The following is a 15,254-nucleotide window of genomic DNA, read 5'->3' as shown; positions in this document are numbered from 1 at the left end:
GCGTTCCGCGACCCTGCTTCTTAGCGGGCCGCGACGGCCCTGAGATCTCGCCGTCGCGGCTACCCCTCGTCGTGTGCACGGGGGGTTTTCTTATGGGTCCGAATCAAGCCAGAAGGACAGTAGCCGTGAGTGAGTACGACCCGCAGGCGCTGCAGGCCAAGTGGCTGCAGCGCTGGGAGGAGCAGGAGCCCTTCCGGGCGAGCGAAGAGCCCGCCGACCCCCGCGAGCGGCGCTACATGCTCGACATGTTCCCCTACCCGTCGGGTGACCTCCACATGGGCCACGGCGAGGTGTTCGCCATCGGCGACGTCGTCGCGCGCTACTGGATGCAAAAGGGCTACAACGTCCTGCACCCGATCGGCTGGGACTCCTTCGGCCTGCCCGCGGAGAACGCCGCGATCAAGCGCAACGCCCACCCGGCCGAGTGGACCTACGCCAACATCGAGACGCAGGCGCACTCGTTCAAGCGCTACGGGATCTCCTTCGACTGGTCGCGCCGCCTGCACACGAGCGACCCCGACTACTACCGCTGGAACCAGTGGCTGTTCAACCGCTTCTTCGAGCGCGGCCTGGCCTACCGCAAGGGCGGCCTGGTCAACTGGTGCCCCAACGACCAGACGGTGCTGGCCAACGAGCAGGTCGTGGCCGGAAAGTGCGAGCGCTGCGGTGCCGACGTCATCCGCCGCGAGCTGACGCAGTGGTACTTCAAGATCACTGACTACGCGCAGCGGCTGCTGGACGACATGGACCAGCTGACCGGCTGGCCGGAGCGGCTGCTGACCATGCAGCGCAACTGGATCGGCCGCTCCGAGGGCGCCGACGTGCTGTTCACGATCGAGGGCCGCGAGGAGCCGGTCCACGTCTACACGACGCGGCCCGACACGCTGTTCGGGGCCACGTTCTTCGTGGTCGCCGCGGACGCCGCGCTGGCCGACGAGATCGTCACCGACGAGTGGCGGGAAGCGTTCGAGGCCTACCGCACCGAGGTGGCCCGGCTGAGCGACATCGAGCGCCTGGCCACGGACAAGGAGAAGACCGGCGTCTTCCTGGGCCGCTACGCGATCAACCCGGTCAACGGCGAGCGCATCCCGGTCTGGGCGGCCGACTACGTGCTGTCCGACTACGGCCACGGCGCCATCATGGCCGTGCCCGCCCACGACCAGCGCGACCTGGACTTCGCGCTGAAGTTCGACCTGCCGGTGAAGGTGGTCGTGCACACCGGCCTGGCCGACCCGGGCGAGACCGGCGAGGCCACGCCCGGCGAGGGCACGCTGGTCAACTCCGGCCCGCTGGACGGGCTGGAGAAGGCCGAGGCCATCCGCAAGATCATCGAGGTCCTGGAGGCCGAGGGCAAGGGCACGGGCGCGGTCAATTTCCGGCTGCGCGACTGGCTGCTGTCCCGGCAGCGTTACTGGGGCACGCCGATCCCGATCATTCACTGCCCCGACTGCGGCGAGGTCCCCGTCCCCGACGAGCAGCTGCCCGTCACGCTGCCCGACCTGCGCGGCGAGGCGCTGGCGCCCAAGGGCGTGTCCCCGCTGGCCAGTGCGGCCGACTGGGTCAACGTCGAGTGCCCCAAGTGCGGCGGACGCGCCCAGCGCGACACTGACACGATGGACACGTTCGTCGACTCGTCCTGGTATTTCCTGCGTTACTGCTCGCCGGGCTACACCGACGGCCCGTTCGACGTCGAGCAGGTGCGCAAGTGGGGCCCGATCGACCAATATGTCGGCGGCATCGAGCACGCGGTGCTGCACCTGCTCTACTCCCGGTTCTTCACCAAGGTCCTGCACGACATGGGCATGCTGGACTTCAGCGAGCCCTTCCAGCGCATGCTGAACCAGGGGCAGGTGATCAACGGCGGCAAGGCCATGTCGAAGTCCCTGGGCAACGGCGTGGACCTGGGCCAGCAGATCGACGACTTCGGCGTTGACGCCGTACGCCTGACCATGGTGTTCGCCGGGCCGCCCGAGGACGACATCGACTGGGCGGACGTCTCGCCGCTGGCCTCGCAGAAGTTCCTGGCCCGGGCCCTGCGCGTGATGTCGGAGGTGACCAGCGAGCCCGGCGTGGCGGTCGAGGGCGGCGACGTCGAGCTGCGCAAGGTCACCCACCGCACGATCGACGAGGTCACTCGGCAGATCGATTCCTACAAGTTCAACGTGGCAGTGGCGCGGATGATGGAGCTGACCTCGGCCGCGCGGCGGGCCATCGACGTGGGCCCCGGCCCCGCCGACCCCGCCGTCCGCGAGGCCGCGGAGACACTGGCGATCATGCTGTCACTGGTGGCTCCCTACACCGCCGAGGAGGGCTGGGAGCGGCTGGGCCGCACCGGCCCCGTCGCCTTCGGCGGGTGGCCGAGCGCCGACCCCGCGCTGCTGGTGCAGGAGTCGGTCACCTGCGTGGTGCAGGTGGCGGGCAAGGTGCGTGACCGGCTGGAGGTGTCGCCGGACATCACCGAGCAGGAGCTGCGGGAGCTGGCCCTGGCCTCAGAGAAGGTGTCCGCCTACCTGACGGGCATGCCCCGCAAGGTGATCGTCCGGGCGCCCAAGCTGGTCAACATCGTCCCCTAGCGCACGGCGTCAGAGGGCGCGCAAGGCCGGGAGCAGTTCCTTCTCCGCCCAGTCGAAGAAGGACTGCTGCTGGTCGTGGCCGATCTGGACCAGCGCCACGTGCGTGTAGCCCGCATCGGCGAACTTCTGGACCCCCTGGACGACCGCGTCCACGTCGTTGCCGCACGGCACGCTCTGGGCCACGTCCTCGGGGCGTACCGTGCCGGCCGCGGCGGCGAAGTTCACCGGCGCGGGCAGCTCGGCCATGACCTTCCAGCCGGCCGCGGCCCAGCGCCACAGCTGGTGGGCGCGCCGTTCTGCGGCCTCGGGGTCGGTGTCGTAGGCGAGCGCGAGCTGGCCGTAGACCGGCTTGCCCTGGCCGCCCGCGGCGTTGAACTGCCGGACGACGTCCGGCATCGGCTCGTTGACGACCAGCAGGTCGCCGTACTCGGCGGCGATCTCCGCCGACTGGCCCCCCGAGGCGGCGATGCCGATCGGCACCCGCTCGTCCGGCAGGTCGTAGAGCTTGGCCGAGTCCACGTCGAAGAATTCGCCTTGGTAGGTCACGTAGCCGCCGCCGAACAGCTCCTTGATGATCTGGATGGCCTCGGCGAACATCCGGTGCCTGGTGTCCACGGGCGGCCACCCTTCGCCGATGACGTGCTCGTTCAGGTTCTCGCCCGCGCCGAGGCCCAGCGTGAACCTGCCGTGGCTCAGCACGCCCATCGTCGCGGCCTTCTGCGCCACCACGGCCGGGTGGTATCGCATGATGGGGCAGGTCACGTACGTCATGAGCGGCAGCCGCTCGGTGACCTGGGCCGCCGCGCCGAGCACCGACCAGCAGTAGGGGGAATGCCCCATCTCCTCGAGCCAAGGGAAGTAGTGGTCGGAGATGACCGCGTAGTCGAAGCCGATCCGCTCGGCTGTCGCGGCGTAGTCGACGAGCTCGCGGGCCGGGGTCTGTTCGGACATCAAGGTGTAGCCGATTTGCACCATGCGTCCGGACTACCCGTGTTTGTCCGTATTAGCGGCGCCGGGCCGGAGATCATCGATGGCCGAGCTCCTCGAGCACCAGCCCCAGGCCGATGCCCAGAAGCCCTCCCGCGAACCCGGTCAACGCCGCCCCGGCCGGCAGCGACGGTACGAATGGCACGAGCAGGACCGTGCCGAGGACGATCTCGGCCCGCGACAGCAGCCGGGCGAAGGTCACCGGCTCCAGGCGGCCGAGGAACGGGTACGTGCCCGCGGCCATCCCGTGCAGGCCGGCGGGCCCTGATCGTCCACGCTCGTCTTGTCGAGTCCGGAGCTCAGGATGATGGCGGCGGCGGCAGGCGGGGCGGCACACCCTGGACTTGACCGTTCCCTGGGCCTGGTGGGTCCGCCAGGAGGGGAATTCATGGGCTGGGCTTGGTGTCGGGCATTAATCTTCAGCTGTGACGAACGGCGCATACCTGAGATATCCACATCTGCACGGTGACCTGGTCACCTTCGTAGCTGACGACGACGTTTGGCTGGCTCCCCTCGCGGGGGGAAGGGCCTGGCGCTTCACCGCCGATCGGGTGCCGGTGTCAGATCCGCGGTTCTCGGCCGACGGCAGCCACATCGCGTGGACCGGCGGCAGGGAGGGTGCCCCGGAGGTGTTCGCGGCCGAGATCGACGGACCCGAGGGGGAGCGGCTGACCCACTGGGGCAGCGACACGACCCGGGTGCGCGGCTGGACCGAGGACGGAGCCGTGCTGGCGATCAGCTCGACGGGGCAGAGCCATCGCGTCAGGAACTGGGCCTACGCGGTGCCGCTCGACGGGGGACCGGGGACGCGGCTGCCGTACGGATGGGCCAGCGACGTCGCCGTCAGCGACGGGCGGGTCGCCACCGTGTCGGCGATGTGGCGCGAGCCGTCGCAGTGGAAGCGATACCGGGGCGGGACCGCGGGCAAGATCTGGGTGGACGCCGACGGGAGCGGGGAGTTCGCCCGGTTGTTCGCCGACAGCACGGCGCAATACTGGTCCGTCAGCTGGGTGGGGGACAGGATCGTCTTCCTGGCCGACCTCGACGGGACCGGGAACCTCTACTCCGCCCTGCCGGACGGCTCCGACCTGCGCAAGCACAGCTCCCACGAGGAGTTCTACGCCCGCCACGCCACCGCCGACGGACAGCGGGTGATCTACAGCCACGCCGGGGACCTGTGGTTGCTGGAGAGCCTGGACGCGGAGCCCCACCGGCTGGATGTCCGGCTCGGTGGGCCGCGGCCGGGGCGGGCCAGGCGGCCGGCGCCCACGCGGGCCGGCTCCTATGCGCCCGACGCCACCGGGCGGGCCAGCGTGGTCGAGATCCGCGGCACCGCGCACTGGGTGCCCCACCGTGACGGCCCGGCGGGTGCGCTGCGTGTCCAGCCGGGCGTTCGCGTACGGCTGCCACGCGTTCTCGACGGCGACGGGCGCGCCATCTGGGTGTCGGACGTCAGTGGCGAGGACGGGCTGGAGATCGGCACGCCCGGCGGCGAGATCCGCATGCTGGCCACCGGGCAGCTCGGCCGGGTGCTGGAGCTGGAGGCCGCGCCCGACGGCAAACACGCGGCCGTCGCCACGCACGACGGGCGGCTGCTGGTCGTCGACCTCGAGTCCGGCGATCTCCGGGAGCTCGACCGCACCACGCAGGGAGACCTCAGCGGACTGACGTTCTCGCCCGACTCACGCTGGCTGGCCTGGGAGCATCCGCACCAGCGCCCGCTGTCGCAGATCAAGATGGGCCGGGTGGACGGCACGTCGGTGATCGACGTGACGCCGGTGCGGTTCGACGACTACGACCCGGTCTTCACCAAGGACGGCAAGTATCTGGCGTTCCTGTCGGCGCGGACGTTCGACCCCGTGTACGACTCCCACGTCTTCGACATGTCCTTCCTCTACGGGTGCCGGCCGTACATCGTGCCGCTGCAGGCCGGCACGCCGTCGCCGTTCGACCCGTCGTTGCAGGGGCGGGGCTTCAACGGCGAGGACGACAAGCCGAACAAGGACGACAAGCAGGACGACGCGCCGCCGCGGACCGAGGTGGACCCTGACGGGCTCGGCTCGCGCGTGGTGCCCGTGCCGGTGCCCGCCGGACGCTACGGCAACCTGCGTACCGCCAAGGACGCCCTGCTCTGGCTGCGATACCCGCTCACCGGGCAGCACGGGGACGAGCCGTCGCAGGAGATGGTGCTGGAGCGATACGACCTGAAGAAGCGGGCCAAGAGCGAGCTGGGCAAGGAAGTGCGCTCGTTCCAGGTCAGCGGCGACGGCACCAGGCTCGTCACCAACGGCAAGAACGGCCTGCAGACCCGCGCCGCCACCGAGGGCGACGAGGTCGTCACCATCGACCTGGACCGGATCACCATCCAGATCGACCCGGTCGCCGAGTGGCGGCAGGGCTTCCACGAGGCCGGTCGGCTCATGCGCGACCACTTCTGGCGTGCGGACATGGGCGGCGTCGACTGGCAGGGCGTGCTCGACCGGTACGCGCCGTTCGTCGAGCGCATCGGCGCCCACTCGGAGCTGATCGACCTGCTCTGGGAGGCGCAGGGCGAACTGGGCACCTCCCACGCCTACGCCGCCGCCCCCAACGGCGGCTCCGACCCGCGCCGCCGCCAGGGGCTGCTCGGCGCCGACCTGACCAGGGACGCCGACGGCGTGTGGCGGGTCGAGCGCATCCTGCCCGGCGAGTCCTCCGACCACGCCGCCCGCTCGCCCCTGCTCGCCCCCGGCGTCGCCGTCCGTCCGGGCGACGCGATCATCGCGGTGGGCGGGCGTCCGGTCGATCCCGTACGCGGGCCGCTCGCCCTCCTGGCCGGCACCGCGAACCAGCCCATCGAGCTCACCGTCCGGCCCGCCTCCGGCGGCGACCCGCGCCGCGTCGTGGTCAGCCCGATCGCGGACGAGACGCCGCTGCGTTACCACGACTGGGTGGAGGGCCGGCGGACGCTGGTGCGGGAGGCGTCGGACGGGCGGCTCGGGTATCTGCACGTGCCGGACATGGTGGGAACAGGGTGGGCGCAGTTCCATCGCGACCTGCGTACCGAGATGGCCTTCGACGGGCTGATCGTGGACGTGCGGCACAACGGCGGCGGGCACCTGTCGGAACTGATCCTGGAGAAGCTGTCCCGCAAGGTCACCGGGTGGGCGCGGGCGCGCGGGTACGAACCCCGGCGGTATCCGATGGACTCCCCGCGGGGACCGATCGTGACGATCACGGACGAGTTCGCGGGCTCGGACGGGGACATCGTGAGCGCTGGGATCAAGAACCGCGGCATCGGGCCGCTGGTGGGGACGCGGACGTGGGGTGGGGTGATCGGGATCGACTCCCGGTACAACCTGGTCGACGGGACCCGGGTCACCCAGCCCCGGTACTCGTTCTGGCTCGACGGGCCTGGATGGGGTGTGGAGAACTATGGGGTTGATCCGGACATCGAGGTGGTGATCACGCCGCAGGATCGGGCGGCGGGGCGGGATCCGCAGCTGGACAAGGCGATCGAGCTCGCGCTTGCCGCCCTGGCGGAGAACCCGCCCGCCACCCCGCCCGACCTGCCACCCCTGCCCTGACGCCCCGCGCGGGGCTGCGCCTGACGGTCTGCGGCGCCGCACGTGGGACGGCGCCGCACGTGGGACGGCGCTCACGTGGGACGGCGCTCACGTGCGACCGCACCCACGTGCCACGGCGCCCCGCGGCCCCAAGCCTGGCTCGGCGTCAGGCCGGGAGTCGCCTGTCTGGGAGCGGTGCCGCCGGGTGGGGGCGCCATGGGGCGTGGCCGGGCCGGGGTCAGCGGAGGCTGGACAGGCGGTCGAGGATCTCGGCGAGGACGGGCTCGCTGGTGGCGAAGTTCAGGCGGACGTACTCCGCCCCACCGGGCCCGAAGCCCTCCCCGTCCGTCAGTAGCACCTTGGCCTCCCGTTCGATGACCTCCGCCATCCCCGTCCGCCCCACATGCAGCCACGCCAGATACGTCGCCTGAGGAAGCCGATAGCCGAAGGTGCTGGGCAGGCGGGCGGCGATCGTGTGCCGGTGACGATCCAGCAGGAGGCGAACCCCGTCCAACCAGGCGTCCCCATGCCGCCACGCCGCCACCGTCGCCTCGACCCCGAACAGGTTGGCGGAGCCGTACAGGAAGGGCGGCTGCGCCTCCAGGGCCTTGCGGACCCCCTGGTGCCCGAGGTGGGCGACCGAGACGCGGATGCCGCCCAGGTTGAACGCCTTCGTCGCGGACGTGAGGGTGACGGTGCGTTCGGGGAGGATCGTGGCGAACGGGATGTGCCGGTGCGGCTCGAAGGTCAGGTCGGCGTGGATCTCGTCCGCGATCACGAGCAGATCGTGGCGTTCGGCCTGCTCGGCCAGGTGGGTCAGCTCCTCGCGAGTGAACACCCGGCCGGTCGGATTGTGCGGGTTGACCAAGAGCAGCACCCGGCAGCCCGACAGGTCGGGCACCTCGAAGCGCCACGAATCGCCGTCGGGCTCGGCCTGGATGGCGTGCAAGGGGCGCTCCATGACCTGCAGCGTCGTGAGGAACGGATGGTAGGCGGGAGTGTGCACGGCCACCCCGTCGCCGGGCTTGGTCCAGACATGGAGCAGGACCTGGAGTGCCTGGTTGAGGTCGTTGAACGAACGTACCTGCGAGGGGTCGGGCGACCAGCCGTACCGGCCCGCCATGCGCTCGGCGAACGCCTCCGCCAGCGGCCCCGCGTTGGGCTTGTCCAGCCAGGCCGGATAGCCGAGGTCGGCGCCGGCCCGCCGGCGCAGCGCCTCGATGACCTCGGGCGCGGTGGGCAGGTCCATGTCGGCTATCCAGGCGGGAATGATCCCTGGACCCGCCTTTGCCCATTTAAATCCATCATTTCGTGCCTTGAGGTCTTCTAGGCAGTATGCGGTATTCACCTGGACATTCTAGGATTTTAGATTGTGATGAGGCGGCGGCGTCGATTGTGGCAGGCTGAGCGGTGATGACGCCCCACCCGAAGATCGACGCGATTGTCGAGACATACCTGTCAGTGGCCGACGCGGCGGCTCCCGGGCTCATCGAAGGGCTCTACCTCGAGGGGTCAGCGGCGCTGGATGACTACCGGCCGGCCACGAGCGACGTGGACTTCGTCGCGGTCACGGCCGCCGGGCCGCCGATCGAGACCCTGGAGCGCATCCACACCAGCCTCGGCGCCCACCCGTTCGAAGGCGTCTACGTGACCTGGGACGACCTCCGTCGCAACCCCTTGGACCTCGGGGCGCGCCCGCAGGCCCACGCCGGCAAGCTCAACCCCCAGGGCGGCCTCAACCCGGTCACCTGGCATACGCTGGCCCGCCACGGGGTGACCTGCCGCGGTCCCAAGGCGGGGGACCTCGACATCTGGACCGATCCCGCCGTCCTCGCCGCCTGGACCGACGCCAACCTCGACCGCTACTGGCGGCGCCTGGTGACCCGGGCTTCCCACCTGTTCTCGCCGTGGGGGCTGGCCTCGCTGGGCCCGTACGCCACCGTGTGGATCGTCACGGGCGTCTCCCGGCTGCACTACACGCTCGCGACGGGCGAGCTCACGTCCAAGACGGGCGCGGCGCGGCACGCGCGGAAAACGTTCCCCGAGCGCTGGCACCGCGTGATCGACGAGGCGCTGCGGCTGCGGGCGGACGACACCGCGGAGCCCTCGCTCGGGTGCCTGGTCTCGGGGCTGGGCGAGCACTTCGGCACACCCCGGCGCTCGCTGTACGGCTCCCCGTTCGAACGGCGGCATGACGTGCTCGACTTCGCCGACCAGGCGATCAAGGCCGCGCACGACCTGTACACCGCTGGGGATTGACGGCGGATCGCCCCTGGGGTACGAATGCGATCACCGCGCCCTCGTCGGCGTGGTGAAATGTTAGCGCTAACATCACAGAGGGGCCGCGGATGCGTACACGTGGAGTCACTCGAAAGGCGTTAACCGGCGTCGTCGCGCTGCTCGCCGCCATCGCGGCCGTCGTGTTCGCACCCGGGGCGGCCCACGCCGCCGGGCCGGCGCCGCATTACCTGATGACCGCGTTCACCAACAGCAGCGAGTCCAACATGTACGTCTACGACTCGGTGAACGCCACCACCTTCACCCTCGTCCGCGCCAATGCGTACACCCCGCCGTCCGGCCTGATCCGCGACCCGAGCGTGCTGCGGCACACCGACGGCTACTATTACCTCGTCTACACCACCAACTGGACCGGCGACACCATCGGCTTCGCCCGCAGCGCCGACTCCGTGACCTGGACCTTTCTCCGCAACGTCACCGTCGGCCTGAACGGCGCCACCGGCAGCACCTGGGCGCCGGAGTGGTTCAGGGACTCCGACGGCAGCGTCCACGTGATCTACTCGGCGTCCACGACGGGCACGGCAGGGCAATTCCGGCCCTACCGGATCACTGCCGCGAACAGCGCCTTGTCGTCGTGGAGCGCCCCGACACCCCTGGGCATTCCGGCGAACTACATCGACAGCTTCGTCGTCAAGGTGGGCTCCACGTACCACAACTTCCTCAAGAACGAGACGACCAAGTACATCGAGCACGCCACCGCCACCTCGCTCAACGGCCCCTGGCAGTTCACCGGCACGGGGAACTGGGCCGGTTGGGGCTCGGGCCTGGAGGGCCCGGCGCTGACGCGGCTGCCGGACGGCCGGTGGCGGATCTACTTCGACAACTACACCGGAGGCCGCTACTACTACGCCGACAGCTCGAACCTGACCTCGTTCGGCGCCAGGGTCGAGCTGGCCGGCCTGTCCGGCACCGCCAGGCACTTCACCGTGCTGCGTGAGGACGTCGGCGACACGACCGCGGTGCCCACCGGCAACCGCTCGCTGCGCTCGGCCAACTTCCCCGACCGGTACGTACGCCACCGCGACTACCTGGCCTACGTGGACCCGCTCAACTCCGCCAGTCCGCTCGCCGACCGCAGGGACGCCACGTTCGCCGTCGTCGCCGGGCTGGCGCACGCCGGCTGCTACTCCTTCCAGGCCGTCAACCAGCCCGGCTACTACCTGCGGCATTACAACATGCGGCTGACCCTGCAACGGGACGACGGGTCGGCGATCTTCAAGGGCGACGCCACGTACTGCGGGCGGGCCGGACTGGCGGGCGGGGGCACGATCTCGTTCGAGTCCTACAACCTGCCCGGCCGCTATCTGCGGCACTACAACTACGAGATGCGGCTGGACCTGTGGGCGTCCGGCTCGGTGTTCGCCGGCGACGCCTCCTTCACCGTCACCTCGCCGCTGTCATGAACGCCACCCTCCGCAGGGTCGCCGCCCTCGTCCTGGCTACGCTCCTCGCCGTGATCGCCAACGTGACGCCCGCGGGCGCCTCGCCCGCCGTCCAGTACAGCAACCCACTGGCCGCCCAGCGCGCCGACCCGCACATCTTCCGCCACACCGACGGCTACTACTACTTCACCGCCACCGTCCCCGAGTACGACCGCATCGTGCTGCGCCGGGCCACCACCATCCAGGGTCTGGCGAGCGCGCCGGAGACGGTCATCTGGCGCAAGCACACTACCGGCGAGATGGGCGCGCACATCTGGGCGCCGGAGATCCACTTCATCAACGGCAAGTGGTATGTGTACTTCGCGGCGGGCCGGGCCGACGACGTGTGGCGGATCCGGATGTACGTCCTGGAGAGCTCCAGCGCCAACCCGCTGACCGGCGCCTGGACCGAGCGGGGACGGATCACCACCCCCTGGGACACCTTCTCCCTGGACGCCACCACCTTCGTCGCGAACGGCGTGCGCTACCTGCTCTGGGCCCAGCAGGAGCCGGGCATCGCGACCAACTCCAACCTCTACATCGCCCGCATGGGCACCAACCCCTGGACGATCAGCGGTCCCACGACCCGGCTGACCGTGCCCACGCTGGCCTGGGAGACCCGGGGCTACAAGGTGGCCGAGGGGCCCTCGGTGCTGCAGCGCAACGGGCGGCTCTTCCTCACCTACTCCGCCAGCGCCACGGACGCCAACTACTGCCTCGGCCTGCTGACGGCCTCGGCGTCAGCGGACCCGCTCCAGGCGTCCGCCTGGACGAAGAGCTCCAATCCGGTCTTCGCCTCCAGCGCCGCGACCAGCCAGTACGGTCCCGGCCACAACTCCTTCACCACGTCGGAAGACGGGCAGAGCGACATCCTCGTCTACCATGATCGCAACTATCGCGATATTTCAGGCGATCCCCTGAACGATCCCAACCGGCGGACCCGCGTACAGAAGGTGTACTGGCGGGCGGACGGCACTCCGGACTTCGGCATCCCGGTGCCGGATGGGGCGACGCCGGTGCGGCTCATGTCGTACGACACGCCGGGATCGGCGATCAGGCACTACGACTACAGGGCCCGCCTGGAGGCGAACGTCACGCCACTGGCGGACTCCCAGTTCAGGATCGTCACGGGGCTGTCCGGGACGGGGACGGTGTCGCTGGAGTCGACCAATTTTCCCGGGTATTACCTGCGGCATCGCAACCATGAGGCGTGGGTGGAGCGGCGCGACGGCACGAGCCTGTTCAACGCCGACGCCAGTTTCCACCGGCGGGGCGGGCTCGAGGGCTCGGGCACGGTCTCGTTCGAGTCGGTGAACTTCCCCGGGTATTTCGTGCGACATCGGGGCGGACAGGTGTGGCTCGAGCGGAACGACGGGACCAGCGCCTTCCGGGACAGCGCCAGCTTCATCCTGGAGTGACGCCCGCCTTTGGGGCTGTGGGGCTGACGTCGGGGGCCCGTGCGCGCACGTGGCCTCCGACGCGCCGCCGGGCGCGACGGCTCGTGTGCCGGGTGATGGTTCGCGTGCCACACGACGGTTCGTGTGCTGCGCTCCGAGTCGCGCGCGCCGCGAAGCGAGCCGGCGAGGTCGGCGGTGCGGTGCCGTGCCCCGTCAGTGCATGTTGTGGCGCGCGCCGGAACGCGGCGCGGCGAGGTGACGCGCGCCCAAGCCGCCGACCTGGTCAGAGCCGGCGCAGAACCGCTACGACCTTGCCCAGGACGGTGGCCTCGTCACCGGGGATGGGCTCGTAATTGGTGTTGTGCGGGACGAGCCAGACATGGCCGTCCTTGCGCTTGAAGGTCTTGACGGTGGCCTCTCCTTCGATCATGGCGGCCACGATGTCGCCGCTCTCCGCCACCGGCTGCTGGCGGACGACCACCCAGTCGCCGTCGGCGATGGCGGCCTCGATCATGGAGTCACCGGCGACCTGAAGGAGGAACAGCGTGCCTTCGCCGACGAGCTGCTTGGGCAGCGCGAAGACGTCCTCGACGCTCTCCTCGGCCAGGATCGGACCACCGGCGGCGATGCGGCCGACGAGCGGGACGTAGGCGGCCGTGGGACGGCTGATCGTCGCCTCGTCATCCGCAGCGTCCGGGTCCACCCACAACACCGGCTCGCCCGGCAGGCGCACCTCAAGGGCGCGCGGCCGGTGCGGGTCGCGTCTGAGGTAACCCTTGCGCTGCAGCGCCGTCAGCTGATGGGACACGCTGGACGTGCTCGTCAGCTGCACCGCTTCGCCGATTTCCCGCATGGAGGGCGGATAGCCGCGCTGTTGCACCGAGTCGCGAATCACTTCGAGGATCTTGCGCTGCCTGGGCGTCAGGCCCAGAGAGTCACGTCTGCGCACCGCGAGGTCGCTGACCCCGTTTGCGTCATCCCGCTCGGTCATGCCCTGCCTCCTCGCCCGGCCGCCCGCCTCACCGGCGGACCTGCCGTTCTGTGGTCTCGATGTCGCACACAGCGACGTTATCGCTGTTGAAGATCATCTTCAAACAATTGTTCGAGTCTTCCTCGAAATTGTCGCCAGTGTGGTGTACAACATCGTACGGGAGTTCGATCGACACCGTGTTCGATTTGCTGATCTTTATTCGGCCTTTTCCTCAGGCCACACGGCAGGAGGTCATCCATGCGAACGACCACAAACACGAACACGACCAGCGAAGACGCCAAGCGGCTCACCCTCATTGCCGATGCTACGCAGAGTAAGGACCGACGGGGAGACAATACGCGGACCGAGATCGCTTCCCGTGGAAATTCCGGTAAGAGGTTGGGGCTCCGTTCGAGTGATGGGGCGAGGCGCGGAGGGCCCTCGCCGGACGCGGCGGCGTCCCGGGGTCGGGGGAGGCCTCGCCTGCGCCTCGTCCCACCGCCGCATCCAGGGACGAATGCGGACGACACCCCCGCATCGAGCGGCCAGGGTCGCCGAGAGCACGGAGCCGGTACGGGTCGGGGAGGGCCTGGAACCGGCGGGAGCCCCGGCGCTGCCGCGGGGCGCGGCAGGCTCGGGGCGAATGCGGGGCCCGGCGGTGGCACACCCCGCGGAAGACAGGCGACTGGCACGAGGTCGGGCGGCGCTGCTGGCGGCGGCGCTGGGACTGGTGCGAGGCGGGGCAGCAGTGCGGGCGGCGGCGAGGCTGGTGCGAGGCTGGGCGACGCCGCGGGCGCTGGGGCTGGTGCGAGCCTGGGCGAGGCCGCGGGTAGCGGCGGGGCTGGTGCGAGCCTGGGCGGCGATGGGACCGGTGCGAGACTGGGCGGCATCGCGGAAAGTGGCGGCGCTGGGACCATTGCGAGGCAGGGCGGCAGTGCGGGCAGCGGCGGCGCTGGCACAGTTGCGAGGCAGGGCGGTGCCGCGCGGAGCGGCGGTGTTGGGGCTGGTACGAGGTCGGGCAGCGTTGGGACTGATGCGCGGCTGAGTGGCGCTGGGACTGGCGCGAGGCTAGGCGGCATTGTGGGAGGCGGGGACGCTGGAGCTGGTGCGAGGCGGGGCGGCAGCGCGGGCGGCAGCGGCGCTGGAGCTGGTGCAAGGCTGGGCGGCGCCGCGAGCAGCGGCGGGGCCGGGACTCGTGCTGGGATCGGTCGTGGTGTGGAGCGCGGCGGGCCCGGGATGGGCAAGAGGCGTGGCGGGTCGGTCGCGGGCAGGATGCGGGCCAAGCCGGCGGCGGGAGTCGGGCCGGGAACGCCTGGGTCGCGTCGCCGGCGGGGAGGCGGCGGCGGCGCGAAGAGCGCTGATCGCCGGTGGAAGCGCAGGGCCGGTGCGCGACATGATCGTCGCGCGGCGTCGCGGCTTGAGCGTCGCGCCGCGCCGCCGGTGCGGCTGACGCGCCGAGGACGGGCCGTGCTGGTGGTGGCGGTGGCGTTACTGTCCCTGGGCGGGTTCTGGCTCGGCACACGTGCCGTCAGCCATGCGGCGGTGAAGGTCGTCGTTCCCAGCACTGCCGGGCTGCCGTGGGTGGAGGTCCGCCAGGGGGACACGCTCTGGGCCATCGCCGACGTGCTCTCCGGAGGCGAAGATCCCGGAGCCGTGGTCGCGGAGATCAAGCGCCTGAACGGGCTCCCCGACTCGATCATCCATCCCGGCACGCGCCTCTATGTCCCGAGGGACATCGCCGGGGTGGTGCGCTGATCGGCGCGGATCCTGACGACGTCGTGCGGGTGGCAACGTCGTGCGGGTGGCAACGTCGTGCGGGTGGCAACGTCGAGGGTGTCGTCTCGTGAGGTGACAACGCCCAAGGCGGGCGGCGTGAAGGCGCTGCGGCGCGGTGCCTGCGGGATGGACCGAACAGGAAGCGGCCTGCGGTAACGTTGTGAGGTTTGTTCACGCCCGTGACCGTTAGCAATACATGTGACACGGCCGCGCCTCCATCCTGCCATCCGGGAAGGCCGACACGCCCGAGGCTCCAGATGACCGTGGGCTGATCAGCGACTTCAGCC

Annotated in this window: 10 protein-coding genes; 6 read left to right on the top strand and 4 right to left on the bottom strand. The window is 70.4% G+C overall.

The features are described 5' to 3' along the window. Nucleotides 1–92: 92 nt before the first annotated feature. The gene (leuS, locus tag ACTWQA_RS11005) at nucleotides 93–2,573 is read left to right on the top strand and encodes a leucine--tRNA ligase (protein ID WP_443159139.1); all 2,481 of its coding nucleotides are present in this window, start codon (nucleotides 93–95) and stop codon (nucleotides 2,571–2,573) included. Nucleotides 2,574–2,582: 9 nt separating this feature from the next. On the opposite strand, the gene ACTWQA_RS11000 is transcribed toward leuS, so the two are convergent. Both ACTWQA_RS11000 and ACTWQA_RS10995 read right to left on the bottom strand, forming a co-directional pair. Beyond that, nucleotides 2,583–3,548, bottom strand: a complete 966-nt coding sequence (locus ACTWQA_RS11000) for a TIGR03557 family F420-dependent LLM class oxidoreductase (RefSeq protein ID WP_443159138.1) — start codon at nucleotides 3,546–3,548, stop codon at nucleotides 2,583–2,585. A 49-nt stretch (nucleotides 3,549–3,597) separates the two neighbouring features. Then, nucleotides 3,598–3,804, bottom strand: coding sequence for a hypothetical protein (locus ACTWQA_RS10995; RefSeq protein ID WP_443159137.1), 207 nt, complete (start codon nucleotides 3,802–3,804; stop codon nucleotides 3,598–3,600). Between the two features lie 181 nt (nucleotides 3,805–3,985). Here ACTWQA_RS10995 and ACTWQA_RS10990 point away from each other — a divergent pair, with 181 nt between their 5' ends. Then, the gene (locus ACTWQA_RS10990) at nucleotides 3,986–7,126 is read left to right on the top strand and encodes a S41 family peptidase (protein ID WP_443159136.1); all 3,141 of its coding nucleotides are present in this window, start codon (nucleotides 3,986–3,988) and stop codon (nucleotides 7,124–7,126) included. Between the two features lie 217 nt (nucleotides 7,127–7,343). Here the strand turns inward: ACTWQA_RS10990 and ACTWQA_RS10985 are convergent, their stop codons facing one another. Further along, nucleotides 7,344–8,354 (bottom strand): MalY/PatB family protein, encoded by a 1,011-nt coding sequence (locus tag ACTWQA_RS10985; RefSeq protein ID WP_443159135.1) that lies wholly within the window; start codon nucleotides 8,352–8,354, stop codon nucleotides 7,344–7,346. A 164-nt stretch (nucleotides 8,355–8,518) separates the two neighbouring features. Here ACTWQA_RS10985 and ACTWQA_RS10980 point away from each other — a divergent pair, with 164 nt between their 5' ends. The 3 genes from ACTWQA_RS10980 (at nucleotide 8,519) to ACTWQA_RS10970 (ending at nucleotide 12,242) form a co-directional block, all read left to right on the top strand. Further along, a complete protein-coding gene (locus ACTWQA_RS10980; RefSeq protein WP_305922529.1) occupies nucleotides 8,519–9,364 on the top strand; it encodes an aminoglycoside adenylyltransferase domain-containing protein in 846 nt (281 codons plus the stop codon). Nucleotides 9,365–9,453: 89 nt separating this feature from the next. Then, entirely contained in the window at nucleotides 9,454–10,806 is a 1,353-nt protein-coding gene (locus tag ACTWQA_RS10975; protein ID WP_443159134.1) for a glycoside hydrolase family 43 protein, read from the top strand. After that, nucleotides 10,803–12,242 carry a family 43 glycosylhydrolase gene (locus tag ACTWQA_RS10970; protein ID WP_443159133.1) on the top strand — a complete coding sequence of 480 codons (1,440 nt, stop codon included), beginning with the start codon at nucleotides 10,803–10,805 and terminating at the stop codon, nucleotides 12,240–12,242. The genes ACTWQA_RS10975 and ACTWQA_RS10970 overlap by 4 nt, the downstream gene beginning before the upstream one ends. A 262-nt stretch (nucleotides 12,243–12,504) precedes the next feature. On the opposite strand, the gene lexA is transcribed toward ACTWQA_RS10970, so the two are convergent. Beyond that, a complete protein-coding gene (lexA, locus tag ACTWQA_RS10965) occupies nucleotides 12,505–13,212 on the bottom strand; it encodes a transcriptional repressor LexA (protein WP_443159132.1) in 708 nt (235 codons plus the stop codon). A gap of 1,446 nt (nucleotides 13,213–14,658) precedes the next feature. Between lexA and ACTWQA_RS10960 the strand changes: the two genes are divergently transcribed. Further along, nucleotides 14,659–14,946: a LysM peptidoglycan-binding domain-containing protein gene (locus ACTWQA_RS10960; RefSeq protein WP_443159131.1), complete on the top strand. Its 288-nt coding sequence runs from the start codon at nucleotides 14,659–14,661 to the stop codon at nucleotides 14,944–14,946. Nucleotides 14,947–15,254 lie beyond the last annotated feature (308 nt).

It is taken from the genome of Nonomuraea sp. 10N515B (assembly GCF_052245915.1).
Lineage (GTDB): Bacteria > Actinomycetota > Actinomycetes > Streptosporangiales > Streptosporangiaceae > Nonomuraea.
The sequence above is the reverse complement of the archived record's forward strand: the minus strand, read 5'-3'. Positions and strand labels throughout refer to the sequence as shown.

Coding starts and splice junctions, on each gene's coding strand:
- leuS (WP_443159139.1), top strand. CDS start 93: ATGGGTCCGAATCAAGCCAGAAGGACAGTAGCCGTGAGTGAGTACGAC.
- ACTWQA_RS11000 (WP_443159138.1), bottom strand. CDS start 3,548: ATGGTGCAAATCGGCTACACCTTGATGTCCGAACAGACCCCGGCCCGC.
- ACTWQA_RS10995 (WP_443159137.1), bottom strand. CDS start 3,804: ATGGCCGCGGGCACGTACCCGTTCCTCGGCCGCCTGGAGCCGGTGACC.
- ACTWQA_RS10985 (WP_443159135.1), bottom strand. CDS start 8,354: ATGGACCTGCCCACCGCGCCCGAGGTCATCGAGGCGCTGCGCCGGCGG.
- ACTWQA_RS10980 (WP_305922529.1), top strand. CDS start 8,519: ATGACGCCCCACCCGAAGATCGACGCGATTGTCGAGACATACCTGTCA.
- ACTWQA_RS10975 (WP_443159134.1), top strand. CDS start 9,454: ATGCGTACACGTGGAGTCACTCGAAAGGCGTTAACCGGCGTCGTCGCG.
- ACTWQA_RS10970 (WP_443159133.1), top strand. CDS start 10,803: ATGAACGCCACCCTCCGCAGGGTCGCCGCCCTCGTCCTGGCTACGCTC.
- lexA (WP_443159132.1), bottom strand. CDS start 13,212: ATGACCGAGCGGGATGACGCAAACGGGGTCAGCGACCTCGCGGTGCGC.